The following is a 15,152-nucleotide window of genomic DNA, read 5'->3' as shown; positions in this document are numbered from 1 at the left end:
CCGTTCCGCCAGACGGTACGCACGGTGCGGGCGGGGCGCCCGAGGGAAAGGATCTCCCCGGGCGCCCCGCCCGCTGCCGACCGAAAGGACCCGCCGTGCGCATCACCACCGCGATACCGGCCGTGCTCGCCGCCACATTGCTCGTCGCCGGAACCCTCCCGGCGACCGCCGCGGCGGCCACGTCCGCCGCCCCGCCGGGCACGCCCGCCGCCGGCCACGCCTGTTCCCCGCGCGTCTCCGTCGACCGGTACTCCGACGCCCTGGACAAGCGGTCCGTCGACGGCCTCTACGTCGGGAACCTCTCCGCGCTCGCCCGCGACACCGACGGCGACCTGCTCGCGCTCTCCGACCGGTCCGCGCTGGTCACGCTGGACGGCCGGACGCGTGAGCCGCTGCGCGGCGTCCCGCTCGCCGACGAGGACGGCAGGCCGCTGGACTCCGAGGGCCTCGTCGTCGAGAAGGACGGCGACCGGCTGATCACCTCCGAGACCGAGCCGTCGGTCCGTCGTTACGACCCGGCCGGGCACCCGGCCGGACGGCTGCCCGTACCGGACGCGCTGCGGGTCGCCCCGGCGGGCCGGGCCACCGCCAACCAGACCTTCGAGGGCCTGACCGCGGGCCCCGGCGGCCGTACCCTCACCGCGTCCATGGAGGGCCCGCTCGCCGGCGACGGCACCGACGCGCAGGGCCGCCCGCTGCACCGCTTCCAGACCTGGCAGCGGCAGCCGCACGGCGGCTACGCCCTGGGCAGGCAATACGCCTACCCGGCAGAGGAGGGCATGACGATCCCCGAGATCACCTCGATCGGCGACGGCCGCCTCCTCGTACTCGAACGTAAATTCGAACCGCAGGGCAACACCATCCGCCTCTACCTCGCCGACCCGCGCCAGGCGGACGACACCCGGGGCACCGAGCGGCTGACCGGTGCCACCCGCCCCGCCACCAAGACCCTGCTCGCCGACCTCACGCGCTGCCCGTCCCTCGGCGCGCCCGCCCGGCAGCCGCAGATCAACCCCCTCCTGGACAACATCGAGGGCATGACCGTCCTGGGGCGCGCGCACGGGCGGCTGCACCTGCTCCTGGTCAGCGACGACAACCAGCGGGCGCAGCAGATCACCCGGCTCTACGACATGACCGTCCGCCTTTGAGGTCCATGACCGATGACCGCCGGATTTGTTGCCGTGGGATGAAATCACCGGCCGTCGCTGTTGGTGCCTTGCGGTAAGAAATCGACCGGCGGGAGGCGTCGCGTGGCAGGGGCGGACACGGATACGGCGGAAGAGGGCTGGGCGCGGCGCCTGACGCGCACGTGCTGGCAGTACAAACAGGACGTACTGCTCGCGCTCGGCTCCTCGCTCGCCGGGATGGCCGTCATGGCACTCGTCCCGCTCGTACCGAAGCTGATCATCGACGACGTGATCGTCAAGCACGAACGATCCCTCGCACCGTGGGCGACCCTGCTGATCGTCGCCGCGCTCGCCGTGTACGTGCTGACGTACATCCGCCGCTTCTACGGCGGCCGGCTCGCCCTGGACGTCCAGCACGACCTGCGGACCCGGATGTACCGGGCCATCACGCGGCTGGACGGCCGGCGGCAGGACGAACTCAGTACGGGACAGGTCGTCGGCCGCGGCACCAGCGACCTCCAGCTCGTGCAGTCGCTGCTGTTCATGGTGCCGATGATGCTGGGCAACGTCCTGCTGTTCGCCATCTCCCTGGTGGTCATGGTGGTGCTGTCGCCGTTGCTGACCGTCGTCGCCCTCGCCGTGGCGCCCGCCCTGTGGTGGATCGCCAAGCTCAGCCGCGTCCGGCTCTTCCCCGCGACCTGGTACGCCCAGGGGCAGGCGGCGGCCGTGGCGGGCGTGGTGGACGGCGCGGTCTCCGGCGTCCGCGTCGTGAAGGGCTTCGGCCAGGAGGAGCAGGAGACCGGCAAGCTCCGCGAGGTCAGCCGGCGGCTCTTCGCCGGGCGGCTGCGCACCGTACGCCTCAACGCCCGCTACACCCCGGCCCTGCAGGCCGTCCCCGCCCTCGGGCAGGTCGCGATGCTCGCGCTCGGCGGCTGGATGGCCACCCGCGGCCAGGTCACGCTGGGCACCTTCGTCGCCTTCTCCACCTACCTCGCGCAGCTCGTCGGCCCGGTCCGGATGCTCGCCATGATGCTGACCGTGGGCCAGCAGGCCCGCGCCGGCGTGGAGCGGGTCTTCGAGCTGATCGACACCGAGCCGGTCATCGAGGAGCGCCCGGACGCCGCCCCGCTGCCCGCCGACGCGCCCGCCACCGTGGAGTTCGAGCACGTCACCTTCCGGTACGGCGACGACCCGGCGGCCCACCCGGTACTGGACGACTTCTCGCTGCGCATCGAGCCGGGCGAGACCGTCGCCGTCGTCGGCACCTCCGGCAGCGGCAAGTCCACCGTCTCCCTGCTGCTGCCGCGCTTCTACGATCCGAGCGCGGGGCGGGTGCTGGTCGGCGGCCGGGACGTGCGCGACCTGACCGCCGACTCGCTGCGCGGCGCCATCGGCCTGGTACCCGAGACCAGCTTCCTCTTCTCCGACTCCCTCCGGGACAACATCGCCTACGGCGCCCCGGACGCCACCGACGAACAGATCCGGGCCGCGGCCCGCGCCGCCCAGGCCGACGGCTTCATCTCCGCGCTCCCCGACGGGTACGACACCGCGGTCGGCGAGCAGGGCCTGAGCCTGTCGGGCGGGCAGCGGCAGCGCGTGGCGCTGGCCCGCGCGATCCTCACCGACCCGCGCGTGCTGGTCCTGGACGACGCGACCTCCGCGGTCGACGCCCGGGTCGAGCACGAGATCCACGAGGCGCTGCGCGGCGTGATGGCGGGCCGCACGACCCTGCTGATCGCGCACCGCGCCTCCACCCTGGCGCTGGCCGACCGGGTCGCCGTCCTCGACGGCGGCCGGCTGCTGGACATCGGTACCCGCGAGGAGCTGGAGGAGCGCTGCGAGCTGTACCGCAGGCTGCTCACCGACCCGGACGAGCTGGGCGGCGTGGAGCGGGACCCGGCGGGGCAGGTGGCGACGGCCGGGGCCTTCTCGGGCGAGGCGGCGGCCACGGGGCTGCTGGAGCGGCCGACCGCGGACGGGGAGCCGGTGACCGCGGCTGCCGCTGACGGCGCACGCCCCCGGTCCCGCCGCGTCATCGACGGCGTCACCCCCGAGCTGTGGGTCCGTACCGGCCAGGAGGCCGGCGGCGCCGATCAGCGGGACCACGGAGGCGCGCCCGCCGCCGCGCTCGCCGGCCGCCCCGGCGGCATGGCCGGCGCGCTGGCCGGGATGCCGGCGACGCCCGAACTGCTCGAAAAGGTCGCGGCGCTGCCGCCGGCCACCGACACCCCCGACATCGACGAGGACCGGGCCGCACGCCCGGAGAGCGCCTACGGGCTGCGCCGCCTGCTGCGCGGCTTCGGCCGCCCGCTGCTGATCGCCCTCCTCCTGGTCGCCGTGGACGCGGTCGCCGGGCTGCTGCTGCCCGTACTGATCCGGCACGGCATCGACGACGGCGTACAGCGCGCCGCGCTCAACGGCGTGTGGGCCGCGTCCGCCGCCGCCCTGCTCGTCGTGCTCGCCCAGTGGGCCGCCCAGATCGGCTCGAACCGGATGACCGGGCGTACCGGCGAACGCGTCCTGTACTCGCTGCGCGTCAAGATCTTCGCCCAGCTGCAGCGCCTCGGCCTGGACTACTACGAGCGCGAGCTGACCGGCCGGATCATGACCCGGATGACGACGGACGTCGACGCCCTCTCGTCCTTCCTGCAGACCGGCCTGGTCACCGCCGTCGTCTCCGTCCTCACCTTCTTCGGCATCCTGGTCGCCCTGCTGGCCATCGACGTGCAGCTGGCCCTGGTCGTCTTCGCGACCCTGCCGCCGCTGATCATCGGCACGTACTTCTTCCGCAAGCAGAGCGTGAAGGCGTACGAGCTGGCGCGCGAGCGGATCAGCGTCGTCAACGGCGACCTCCAGGAGAGCGTCGCAGGGCTGCGCATCGTGCAGGCGTTCCGCCGCGAGGGCAGCGGCGTCGCGCGCTTCACCGAGCGCAGCGCGGCGTACCGACAGGCCCGCACCCGCGGCCAGTTCCTGATCTCGATCTACTTCCCGTTCGTACAGCTGCTGTCCTCGGTCGCCGCCGCCCTCGTCCTGATCGTGGGCGCCGACCGGGTCGCCGGACACACCCTCACGGCAGGCGCGCTGGTCGCGTACCTCCTCTACATCGACCTCTTCTTCTCCCCCGTCCAGCAGCTCTCCCAGGTCTTCGACGGCTACCAGCAGGCGTCCGTCTCCCTCGGCCGCATCCAGGAGCTGCTGCGCGAGCCGACCACCACTCCGGCGGCGGAGAACCCGCGCCCGGTCCGCGAGCTCCAGGGCGAGATCACCTTCGACGACGTCCACTTCCGCTACGCGACCGCCGACGGCGAGCAGGCCGAGGCGCTCTCCGGCATCGCTCTGACCATCCCCGCAGGGCAGACCGTCGCGTTCGTCGGCGAGACCGGCGCCGGCAAGTCCACGCTGGTCAAGCTGGTCGCCCGGTTCTACGACCCGACGACCGGCGCCGTCCGCGTCGACGGCACCGACCTGCGCGACCTGGACCTGACCGGCTACCGCCACCGGCTGGGCGTCGTCCCCCAGGAGTCGTACCTCTTCGCCGGCACCGTCCGCGACGCGATCGCGTACGGCCGCCCGGACGCCACCGACGCCGAAGTGGAGGCGGCGGCCCGGGCGGTGGGCGCGCACGACATGATCGCCACGCTCGACGGCGGCTACCTCCACGAGGTCGCCGAGCGCGGCCGCAACCTCTCCGCGGGCCAGCGCCAGCTCCTCGCGCTCGCCCGCGCCGAACTGGTCGACCCCGACGTGCTGTTGCTCGACGAGGCGACCGCGGCCCTCGACCTGGCCACCGAGTCCGTCGTCAACCACGCCACGGACCGGCTCGTCGGACGCCGCACGACCCTGGTCGTCGCCCACCGCCTGACGACCGCCGCCCGCGCCGACCGGGTCGTGGTACTGGACCACGGCCGCGTCGCCGAGGACGGCCCGCACGCCGAACTCCTCGCCCAGGGCGGCCGCTACGCGGAACTGTGGCGCTCCTTCACCGGCGAGGCGGCGGAGACCGAGGCCGCGGAGGCAAGGGTGTAGCGCCGTGCGCCCCCGACGTGCGCGCCCCGCCGCCCGCAGCCCCGCCCGCTACCGCCGGTCGGGGGGTGGTCGGCGGGGGGCAGCGCCGATAGGTTCAGCGCGACCTTTGCGAACCCCAGGGGAGGGCGCATGCGCAAAACGCTGAGATGGCTGTTGTCGCTCACCGTGCTGATAGGCACGGCCGGTGCCGGCACCGCCGCCACGGCAGGGGCGGCCACCGCCGCCGGGCCGGCCGGAACGACCGCGAGCAGCCGCGCGGAAGCGGACATCAAGGACCGCCTGCTCGCGATACCGGGGATGAGTCTCGTCCAGGAGAAGCCGGTCGACGGCTACCGCTTCTTCGTCCTGAACTACAAGCAGCCGGTCGACCACCGGCACCCGGGCAAGGGGACGTTCGAGCAGCGCATCACCGTGCTGCACAAGTCCACCGACCGCCCCACCGTCTTCTTCACCTCCGGCTACAACGTCTCCACCGAGCCGACGCGCAGCGAGCCCACCAAGCTCATCGACGGCAACCAGGTCTCGATGGAGTACCGCTACTTCACCCCGTCCCGGCCGCAGCCCGCCGACTGGAAGAAGCTGGACATCCAGCAGGCCGCCGCCGACCAGCACCGCATCTTCACGGCGCTGAAGGGCGTCTACGCCAAGCACTGGATCGCCACCGGCGGCAGCAAGGGCGGCATGACGGCGACGTACTACCGCCGCTTCTACCCGCACGACATGGACGGCACGGTCGCCTACGTCGCGCCCAACGATGTCGTCAACGACGAGGACTCGGCCTACGACCGCTTCTTCGCCACCGTCGGCACCGCCGAGTGCCGCAAGGACCTCGCCGCGATCGAGCGCGAGGCGCTGAAGCGCCGCGGCGAGATGGTCGACCGCTTCCAGAAGAAGGCGGCCACCGAGGGCTGGACCTTCAAGCTCGCCGGGAACGCGGACCGCGCGTACGAAATCATGGTCACCGACCTGGTCTTCGGCTTCTGGCAGTACCAGCCCGCCGACACCGCCTGCGCCCAGGTCCCCGAGCCCACCGCCACCACGGACGCGCTGTGGGCCTGGATGGACAAGGTCGGCGGCTTCGACAGCTACACCGACCAGGGCATGGAGCCCTACCTGCCGTACTACTACCAGGCGGGCACCCAGCTCGGTGAGCCCGGCTACGCCTACCCGAACGTCGCGGACCTGCTCCGCTACCCGGGCATCAACAACTCCCGCACCTTCGTGCCGCGTGACATCCCCATGTCCTTCGACAAGAAGGCCATGCCGGACGTGGACCGCTGGGTGCGTCACCACGCCGAGCGGATGATGTTCGTCAACGGCCAGTACGACCCGTGGAGTTCGGAGCACTTCCAGGTCGGCAAGGGCGCGCGGGACTCCTACGTCTTCACCGTCCCGGGCGGCAACCACGGCTCCAACATCACCAAGCTGAAGGACGCCGACCGCACCAAGGCCACGGCCCGCCTTCTGAAGTGGGCCGGCGTGACCCCGGCCGCGGGGAGCCCGGCCCCGGCGGCCCCGTACGACAAGAAGCTGGACAAGCAGCAGACGCAGCGGCTGCCGATGCTGCGCCCGTAACGGGCGGTCGGTACCGAGTGAGGGGCCCGGGGCGGCGGACTGTCGCCCCGGGCCCCTCGCCGGTTCAGCCCTTGCCGGTTCAGCCCTTGCCGGGTCAGCCCTTGCCGGTTCAGCTCTTGCCGAGGCGGCGGGCGCAGCCCGTGGCGTGATCGGGGAGGCGGAGGTACAGGGCCGTGCCGGACGGGCAGGACGGCCGGTCGCCGACCGTCGCCGTCACCTCGTACTCGGGGCGGTGCGCCGCGCCGGAACGGGACGCGGCACAGGGCGTCTCGCGGGCCTGGAGCCCGGCGGCGAGGTAGACGCAGTCCCCGGGCACGGTGCGCGGGCCGCCGCCCTGCCCCGGGTCACCGGGGTGCGGCGCACGCAGGTTGCGCATGCAGGCGTACCCCTGCGGAATCGCGCCGTCGCCGTCCTCGTCGGCGTCCGGCCGGTGCTCGCTGATGTGCAGGACGAAGTCCGTACGGGCCGGGCACAGCGGCCCCCGGGACTGCCGCCCGGCGTGCCGCGCCAGCACCCGGGCCGCGGCCGCCCCGCTCGTACAGGCCACCTCACGGAAGGCCGACGCCCGCCCGCGGCTGCTGCACTCGCCGCGGTCCAGGAAGACCGCGCCGTGGCCCGTCGGCCGCGCGGTACCGGAGTCGCGGGCCTCGGTACTCGACGACGGCCGGCAACCGGTCAGCAACAGCCCGACCGCCAGCACGGCGCCCAGCAGCGGCCCCACGGCCCGTGCACCGCACACCCCCACCGACCGTCCCCCCTGCGCCGCGCCCGCGCGCTCCGCCCCCTGCCCCGGCTGCCCCGGCCGGCGTGCCGGGCCATGCCGGCCCAGCGTGACCCGCCGTGACGGGCACACGCCAGACGCGAACGGCGTATTGCGCATGAGGTACGAGCAATGCGGTACGAAGGGGACGATGCCGGCGGTACGAGAGATCAGTACGTCAGCCCGGGGGCGGCCAGTACGTCTCAGTGCGTCGCAGTGGGTGGTAGGAGGTAGCGGGCCTCAGCGGGTAGTGGGTCTCAGTAGGTAGTGGGTCTCAGTAGGTAGTGGGGGGTATCAATAGGACAGCCCGTGGCCGATGGGGAAGAGCTCCGTGCCGGGCGCGTCGGCGCGCATGACCGGGACCGGCAGCCTGCCCTTCGGCTCCCGGCGGCCCGCGATCACCCGGGCGGCGGCGCGCAGTTCGACATCGGTCCACGAGTAGCTGGCCAGCGCCGCCTTGACGCCGTCGAGCTGCGCGATGTCGTACGGATTCCGGATCGCCAGCTGCACCACCGGCTTCCCGGAGTCCAGCAGCGCCCGCACCAGCCCCCGTTGCGAGGACCCGGCGGTGACGTTGTACGTGGCGACGACCACCGCGTCGTGGTTCGCCAGCGCCGCCACCGCCGCGTCGGTCTGCGCCTGGGTGGGCGCCGTGCCCGTGGACAGCGCGGTGGCGGTGAAGCCCAGCTCGCCCAGGGTGCGCGCGAGCACGCCGGTGGGCGGGCCGCCGGTGCCGGACGGCGCGGCCGGATCGGCGCCGACCACCAGGACGCGGCGGGCGCTGCGCCGGGAGAGGGGCAGCACCTTGCCCTCGTTGACCAGCAGCGTCGTGGTGCGGTCGGCGATCTTGTCGGCGGTCCTGAGGTGCCGCCGCGTGCCGACCGTACGGTCCACCGCACGCCGCGAGGTGTACGGACCGGCGAACAGGCCGCGGCGCTCCTTCAGCGCGAGGATGCGCAGCAGCTTTTCGTCGATCTCCTGCTCGCTCAGCTCCCCGTTGCCCACGGCGGTGAGCACGCCCTTGTACGCGGCCTCCAGGTCCGGCGGGTTCAGCAGCTGGTCGACGCCGGCCCGCAGGGCGAGTACCGGGACGCGGTCGTCCCCGTACTTCTTGCGCACGCCCTCCATGCCGAGCGAGTCGGTGACCACCACGCCGTCGTAGCCCAGGCGCTCGCGCAGGATGCCGGTGAGGATGGGCTTGGAGAGCGTGGCGGGGTCTTCGCTCTTGTCGAACGCGGGCACGACGATATGCGCCGTCATGATCGAATCTATCCCCGCCGCGATGGCCGCCTTGAAGGGCGGCGCGTCCAGGCGCTCCCACTCCTCGGCGGAGTGGTGGATGTACGGGATCCCGATGTGGCTGTCGGTGTCGGTGTCGCCGTGGCCGGGGAAGTGCTTGGCGGTCGCGGCCACGCCTGCGGCCTGATACCCCTTCACCTCGGCGGCGACGAACCGGGCCACCGCCTTGGGGTCGGCGCCGAAGGACCGTACGCCGATGACCGGGTTCGCCGGATTGACGTTGACGTCGGCGTCGGGGGAGTAGTCCTGCCGGATGCCCATGGCGTACAGCTCGGCACCGGAGATCCGGCCGACCGTCTCCACGTCCTCCCGCGAGCCGCCCGCGGCCAGGGCCATCGCCCCGGGGAAGAGCGTGGCGGGCGCGCCGATCCGGGCCACTATCCCGTGTTCCTGGTCGGTGGCGATGATCAGCGGTACGGGGACGCGCTGGGCGGCGCCCGCCCGCTGGATGCCGTTCGAGAGCTCGGCGATCTGGTGGGGGTCGCGGGTGTTGTGCGCCCAGGAGAAGTAGATGATGCCGCCGACGTGGTACTTCGCGATCAGCTCGGCGGCGTTCGAGACGCCGATCTCCTTGCGGTTGGCCTCGGCGTCGGCGGGGTCGGGGGCGGTGGCGGAGTGCCCGTACACCCGCATCACGAAGAGCTGCCCGACCTTCTCCTCCAGGCTCATCCTCGCGATGAGCGCCCGCAGCCGGTCGAGGGTGGCGCGCGGGGGACCGGCGGGCGCGGCGTACGCGGTACCGGCGGGCGCGGCGTACGCGATACCGGCGGTGGCCCGGGTAGCAGCCGCGGCGGCCGCAGCGGCCGCGGCAGCGGTCAGAACGGCCCGCCTGGAGCGGTCGGTGGGTCTGGGCTGATCGGCGGGTCTGGGGACGGAGTGATCGGCGGGCCTGGGGCCGGGGCGATCGGCGGGTCCGGGGCGATCGGCGGGTCTGGGGTGATCTGCGGATCCGGGGACGGGGCGATCGGTGGATCCGGAACCATCAGTAGATCTTGGGCGATCGGCAGGGCTGGGGTGAGTGGTACGTCTGGAGTGCATGTGCGCTCCTTCCGGAGGGCTCCTGGGAGGCTTCCTCGGCGACTTCCTCGGTGACTTGCTCAACGACTTTCCTGGTACTCCTCGGTGACTCCTCGGCGACTTCCTCGGCGCCGGTGGCACCACACGGCCGGGGCGCGGCACAGACCGCTCCCACCCGTCCAGCCCCGGGCATATAGGCGTATTGAAGGAAACTGCCAAGGAGACACGGATATCCGGAAAACAATTGCCGGTCAATGCCCGAGCACCAACCGGGTGATCACACGACCGGAGGCACGGGGCGGAGCGGTACGCGTCGGGGCCGTGAAACGGAGGCCGCTCCGAACGGCGGCCGGCCCGGAAGGAGACCCGCCACCGGCGCGTGAGGAGGGGGGTGCGCCGGTGGCGGTGTGCTGCCGGCCGCAGGCGGTGGAGAGGGTGGTCAGCGACGCAGCCAGCAGCGAGGCCGACACCGCTTTGCGGAGACTCACCGGCAGTACGTCGTTGTGACGGACCGGCAACGCCCTGGGTTCCCCGGAACCGCCCCACCACGCAAGGTTGGTACAGATTGGTACTACTGACACACGGTGGACCACCCGCTCCCCCCCCGGGGCCCGGCCCGACTTCCCGTCCCTGTCCCGGCTTCCCGGGGCCGGCCCGGCTTCCCGGGGCTCGTCGTCACTTCCCCGGGTTCGTCCTCATTCCCGGGGCTCGGCTCGACCTCACTTCTCCAAGGTGGTCAGGAGCTGCTCCAAGTGCTCGCGGCCGGGGCGGAGGAGGTCGGGGAGTGCGGGGGCTTCGCGGTACCACCGCTTCTCGTACTCCCAGCACAGCCAGCCGTCCCAACCGTCCCCGACGAGCGCGCCGAGGCAGCCGGCCAGGGGGAGCACCCCGGCACCGAGCGGCAGCGGTGTCTTGTCCCCGGCCGAGGCGACGTCCTTGACCTGGACGTAGCCCAGGTGGGGGGCGAGCACGGCCTGGGTGGCGGCCGGGTCCTCACCGCCGAGCCAGGTGTGCAGCACGTCCCACAGCGCCCCGACCGACCCGTGCCCCACCGGACCGACCACGCGCGCCGCCGCGGCCCCCGTACGGTGCGAGTCGTGCGTCTCCAGCAGGACGGACACGCCGCGGTCCGCGGCGAGCGGCGCGATGGCGCCGAGCCGGCGGGCGGCGTCGGCGTCGGCCTCCGCGGCCGGCCGGTCGCCCGCACCGGGGAACACCCGTACGTACGAGGCGCCCACGTCCGCCGCGAGGCCGACCAGCCCCGCCAGCTCGTCCGCGAGTGCCGCCTCGCCCGCCGCGTCCTGAGCCTCGGCGACCTTCGCGTACCCGGCGACGGTGAGGATCTCCACCCCGGCGTCCGCGAACTCCCGGGCGACATCGGCACGTTCGCCGGGACCGAGGCCCGTGTGCACCGGTTCCTCCGGATGGGCGCGCAGCTCCACCCCGTGATACCCGGCACCGGCGGCGAGCCTGGCCACGTCTCGTACCGGCATACCGGGCACGCCCAGCGTCGAGAAGGCGAATCGCATAGCCCTACAGCCCTACCTTTCGCAGCCCTTCACAAAGATCCTCGTACCGTCCCCACCACACCGGCAGCCAACGGCTCACAGCCCCAGCCGGCGGTTCACCGCCTCGGCCGACGGCTCATAGCCGCAGTCGCCAGTCCTGCCCGACCAGGTCCTGTCCGAAACTGTGGTGCGGCCGCTCGGCGACCAGCTCGAACCCGGCCCGCTCGTAGATCCGCCGGGCGGACGTCAGGACGCTGTTGGTCCACAGCACCAGCTCCTCGTACCCGGCGTCCCGGGCGAAGTCCGTGCAGGCCGCCACCAGCCGCCCGCCGATGCCATGACCGCGCGCCTCCGGCTCCACGAGCAGCAACCGCAGCCGAGCCGTGCGTATCCGCTCGCGATGACCGCCGCGTCCACTCCTGTCCCCGTCTCCACTCTCGACCCCGCCTCCGTCTTCCGCCTCGGCTCCGTCCCCGCCCCTGTCCGCGCCCCTGACCTTGCCCGCGTCCCCGCCCCTGCCCGCGCCCTCCTCCGCGCCATCGGCCTGCGCATCCCCCTCCGTCCGGCCCCGCACGCATATCACCTGGCCCGCAGGTTTGCCGTTCAGCTCGGCGATCCAGGCGCGGTCCCAGTGCGGGTCGAAGTGCTCGGCGAACTCGGCGACGATGCGGGCCACCAGCGCTTCGTAGGAGAGGTCGAAGCCGTACTCGCGGGCGTAGAGCTCGGCGTTGCGCTGCACCATCCAGCCGAGGTCGCCGGGGCGCGTGGTCCGCAGTGTCACCAGGTCCGACGCCGACCCGGGAGGGGTGTCGGAAGGAGGCGCCGGACCAGCGCCCGGCGCGTCGGCGCCCGGTGGGCCGGGGTCGCCGAGCAGTTCGCGGATCGTCGCCATCGACTCCGCCAGCCGGGCGCGGTCCGGTCCGGGCAGCTGCTCCAGGAGTCGGCCGGCGCTGTCCTGCGACCGCTCCTCCAGGGTCGACGCCGCCTCCCGGCCGTGCGGGGTGAGCGTGATGCGCCGGCGCCGCGAGTCCTGCTCCGAACGGCCCGTGGTGATCAGCTCGCGCTCCTCGAACTTCCCGAGCAGACGGCTGAGGTACCCCGCGTCGAGCGAGAGCGTGACGCGCAGGTCCGCGGCGTCCACCTGACCAGTGCTGTTGGCGAGCTCGTACAGCAGGCGGGCCTCGGTGAGCGTGTACGGACTGTAGAGGTGGCGGCCGTAGTCGAGCGCGCCGATGAGATTGGTGTAGAAGCGGTTGAAGCGGCGGAATTCCTGGACGGTCATGGCATCCCCCAAAAACCTTGACTGAGTCAAGAATAGGGCGCAGCCGTCGACTTGCGTATCACCAATTCGGATGAAAGCAGCGCCACGCCGTCCGCCGGCGCCGGCTCCCGGCCCATCGCCAGCCGCCCGGCCCGCGCTCCGGCCTCGGTCAGCGGCAGCCGGACGGTCGTCAGCGCGGGCACCGCGTCCATGCTGAAGGGCAGGTCGTCGAAGCCGGCGACCGAGACGTCCTCAGGGACCCGCAGCCCGTGCTCGCGCAGCGCGGCGCAGACGCCGAGCGCGACCGTGTCGTTGGCCGCGACGACGGCGGTCAGATCCTCGTCCCGCCGGAGGAGCTCGTGGGCCGCCGCATAGCCGGAGGCCCGGTCGTAGGCGCCGTGGACCGTGCGGCCGGGCGCGTCCGCGATGTCGTGCGCCGCGAGGGCGGCGCGGTGCCCCTCCAGTCGGTGCCGGGTGGTGGTGAGCCCCTCAGGACCCGCCACGCATCCGATGCGGCGGTGGCCGAGGGCGACCAGGTGCTCGGTCAGCGACCGCGCGCCGCCCCGGTTGTCGAACGCGACGGTCAGCGGAGCAGGCCCCGCGCCGGCAGCGGAAGCCGAGGAACCCGCAGCTGAGGAAGCCGCCGCCGTCCCCTCCGCCGCGCGCCCGTCGCCCGCCGGTGTCCACGACGGCAGCGGAGGACGGCCGCACAGTACGACCTGGGTCCCCGCCGCGGACAGCCGCGCCACCCGGGCCGCCAACGCCGCCGTATGCGCGGGGTCCTCGGTCGCGCCGCCGGTCAGCACCACGGCGCCGGCCCGCTGGCGGTGCAGCAGCGTGAGGTAGGTCAGTTCGCGCTCCGGTGAGCCGCCGGTGTTGCACACCACGGCGAGCTTCTCGCCGCCGGAGGTGCCGTCGCCGCTCATCTCCGACTGCACCGCGCTCGCGAGTACTCCGAAGAACGGGTCGGCGACGTCGTTGACGAGGATGCCGACCAGATCGGAGGTGGCGGCGGCGAGCGCGCTGGCCGGTCCGTTCGCGACGTACTCCAGTTCCGCGACCGCTCGCAGTACTCGGTCGCGGGTGGCCTCGGCCACCGGATAGTTGCTGTTCAGCACGCGTGAGACGGTCGCCGCCGAGACTCCCGCCCGCGCGGCGACGTCCGCCAGTGTCACGGTCATATCGCTCCCCGTCCCCCTTCCTGCGGCGCCACGCACGGCGTCGCCCCTCTTGTGGCGCCTCGCGTCGCAGGCTAGCTTCTCTCGCGATGGAAAGCGCTTTCTATGCGTGACCGAGTGAGCAACTCCGGGCACTGGGCGCCGCGCGCCCTTCGCCGGCGCTTTCCGTGTGCTTGTCCGTTCGCGGACCACGTGGGCCGCGACCGGTACCACCGGTTGATGTGAGGGGTCGGGTTGTGACACGCAAGACCGTACGGATCGCCATGAACGGCGTGACCGGGCGCATGGGCTACCGCCAGCACCTGCTCCGCTCGATCCTCGCCCTGCGCGAGCAGGGCGGCCTGGACGTGGGCGGGGGCACGGTGATCTGGCCCGAACCGGTCCTGGTCGGCCGCGCGGAGCACAAGCTCGCGGCCATGGCCGACCGGCACGGCCTCACGGAGTGGTCCACCGATCTGGACGCGGTGCTGGCCGACGACAGCATCGACATCTACTTCGACGCGCAGGTCACCGCCGCCCGCGAGGAGGCCGTCAAGAAGGCGATCGCCGCGGGCAAGCATCTCTACGTGGAGAAGCCCACCGCCACCGGACTCACCGGTGCGCTCGAACTGGCGCGGCTGGCCCGCGATGCCGGCATCAAGCACGGCGTCGTCCAGGACAAGATCTTCCTGCCGGGCCTGCTGAAGCTGAAGCGGCTCATCGACGGCGGCTTCTTCGGGCGCATTCTGTCCATACGGGGCGAGTTCGGCTACTGGGTCTTCGAGGGTGACTGGCAGGAGGCGCAGCGCCCGTCGTGGAACTACCGGGCCGAGGACGGCGGCGGCATCGCGACGGACATGTTCCCGCACTGGGAGTACGTGCTGCACGAGCTGTTCGGGCCGGTACGCACCGTCCAGGCCCAGCTGGCGACCCACATCCCGCGCCGCTGGGACGAGGCCGGGAAGCCGTACGAGGCGACCGCCGACGACGCCGCGTACGGGATCTTCGAGCTGGCGAGCGGCGCTGTCGCGCAGATCAACTCCTCCTGGGCGGTGCGCGTCAACCGGGACGAGCTGGTGGAGTTCCAGGTGGACGGCACGGAGGGGTCGGCCGTCGCGGGCCTGCGCCGCTGCCGGGTCCAGCACCGTTCCGCCACCCCCAAGCCGGTCTGGAACCCGGACCTGCCGGCCACGGAGGACTTCAGGGCGCAGTGGCAAGAGGTGCCCGACAACGAGACGTTCGACAACGGCTTCAAGGAGCAGTGGTCACTCTTCCTGCGCCACGTGGTGCTCGACGAGCCGTGGCGGTGGGACCTCATGGCGGGCGCGCGCGGCGTGCACCTCGCCGAACTGGGCATCCGCTCGGCACAAGAAGGACGCCGCCTGGACGTACCGGAGCTGAGCCTGTGAGCGCCGCGTCTGA

Annotated in this window: 10 protein-coding genes; 5 read left to right on the top strand and 5 right to left on the bottom strand. The window is 72.8% G+C overall.

The genetic code is table 11. The annotated features are described in order from the left end of the window. Positions 1-95 precede the first annotated feature (95 nt). The 3 genes from ACZ4MH_RS06805 to ACZ4MH_RS06795 all read left to right on the top strand — a co-directional run bounded on the left by ACZ4MH_RS06805 (position 96) and on the right by ACZ4MH_RS06795 (position 6,728). The gene (locus tag ACZ4MH_RS06805; RefSeq protein ID WP_351599611.1) at positions 96-1,148 is read left to right on the top strand and encodes an esterase-like activity of phytase family protein; all 1,053 of its coding nucleotides are present in this window, start codon (positions 96-98) and stop codon (positions 1,146-1,148) included. A 102-nt stretch (positions 1,149-1,250) separates the two neighbouring features. Then, positions 1,251-5,153 carry an ABC transporter ATP-binding protein gene (locus ACZ4MH_RS06800; RefSeq protein ID WP_351599610.1) on the top strand — a complete coding sequence of 1,301 codons (3,903 nt, stop codon included), beginning with the start codon at positions 1,251-1,253 and terminating at the stop codon, positions 5,151-5,153. A 129-nt stretch (positions 5,154-5,282) separates the two neighbouring features. After that, complete coding sequence (locus ACZ4MH_RS06795; protein WP_351599609.1) at positions 5,283-6,728, top strand: S28 family serine protease; 1,446 nt, start codon at positions 5,283-5,285, stop codon at positions 6,726-6,728. A gap of 109 nt (positions 6,729-6,837) precedes the next feature. Here ACZ4MH_RS06795 and ACZ4MH_RS06790 read toward each other — a convergent pair whose 3' ends face one another. Together ACZ4MH_RS06790 and ACZ4MH_RS06785 are read right to left on the bottom strand one after the other, a co-directional pair. Beyond that, positions 6,838-7,440: a hypothetical protein gene (locus tag ACZ4MH_RS06790; protein ID WP_467754405.1), complete on the bottom strand. Its 603-nt coding sequence runs from the start codon at positions 7,438-7,440 to the stop codon at positions 6,838-6,840. A gap of 342 nt (positions 7,441-7,782) precedes the next feature. Further along, complete coding sequence (locus ACZ4MH_RS06785) at positions 7,783-9,456, bottom strand: glycoside hydrolase family 3 protein (protein ID WP_351599607.1); 1,674 nt, start codon at positions 9,454-9,456, stop codon at positions 7,783-7,785. Between the two features lie 7 nt (positions 9,457-9,463). Between ACZ4MH_RS06785 and ACZ4MH_RS06780 the strand changes: the two genes are divergently transcribed. Further along, positions 9,464-9,643 (top strand): hypothetical protein, encoded by a 180-nt coding sequence (locus ACZ4MH_RS06780; RefSeq protein WP_351599606.1) that lies wholly within the window; start codon positions 9,464-9,466, stop codon positions 9,641-9,643. 880 nt (positions 9,644-10,523) lie between these two features. On the opposite strand, the gene ACZ4MH_RS06775 is transcribed toward ACZ4MH_RS06780, so the two are convergent. From ACZ4MH_RS06775 to ACZ4MH_RS06765, 3 genes are all read right to left on the bottom strand, one after another. Continuing rightward, positions 10,524-11,333, bottom strand: a complete 810-nt coding sequence (locus tag ACZ4MH_RS06775) for a sugar phosphate isomerase/epimerase family protein (RefSeq protein WP_467754312.1) — start codon at positions 11,331-11,333, stop codon at positions 10,524-10,526. 115 nt (positions 11,334-11,448) lie between these two features. Then, positions 11,449-12,594 (bottom strand): helix-turn-helix domain-containing GNAT family N-acetyltransferase, encoded by a 1,146-nt coding sequence (locus ACZ4MH_RS06770; RefSeq protein ID WP_351594470.1) that lies wholly within the window; start codon positions 12,592-12,594, stop codon positions 11,449-11,451. 26 nt (positions 12,595-12,620) lie between these two features. Then, entirely contained in the window at positions 12,621-13,754 is a 1,134-nt protein-coding gene (locus ACZ4MH_RS06765) for a LacI family DNA-binding transcriptional regulator (protein WP_351594467.1), read from the bottom strand. Positions 13,755-13,987: 233 nt separating this feature from the next. On the opposite strand from ACZ4MH_RS06765, the gene ACZ4MH_RS06760 reads away from it, so the two are divergent. Continuing rightward, a complete protein-coding gene (locus ACZ4MH_RS06760; protein WP_351594464.1) occupies positions 13,988-15,139 on the top strand; it encodes a Gfo/Idh/MocA family protein in 1,152 nt (383 codons plus the stop codon). Positions 15,140-15,152: the final 13 nt, after the last annotated feature.

Source organism: Streptomyces sp. NPDC026301 (assembly GCF_055567935.1).
The sequence above is the reverse complement of the archived record's forward strand: the minus strand, read 5'-3'. Positions and strand labels throughout refer to the sequence as shown.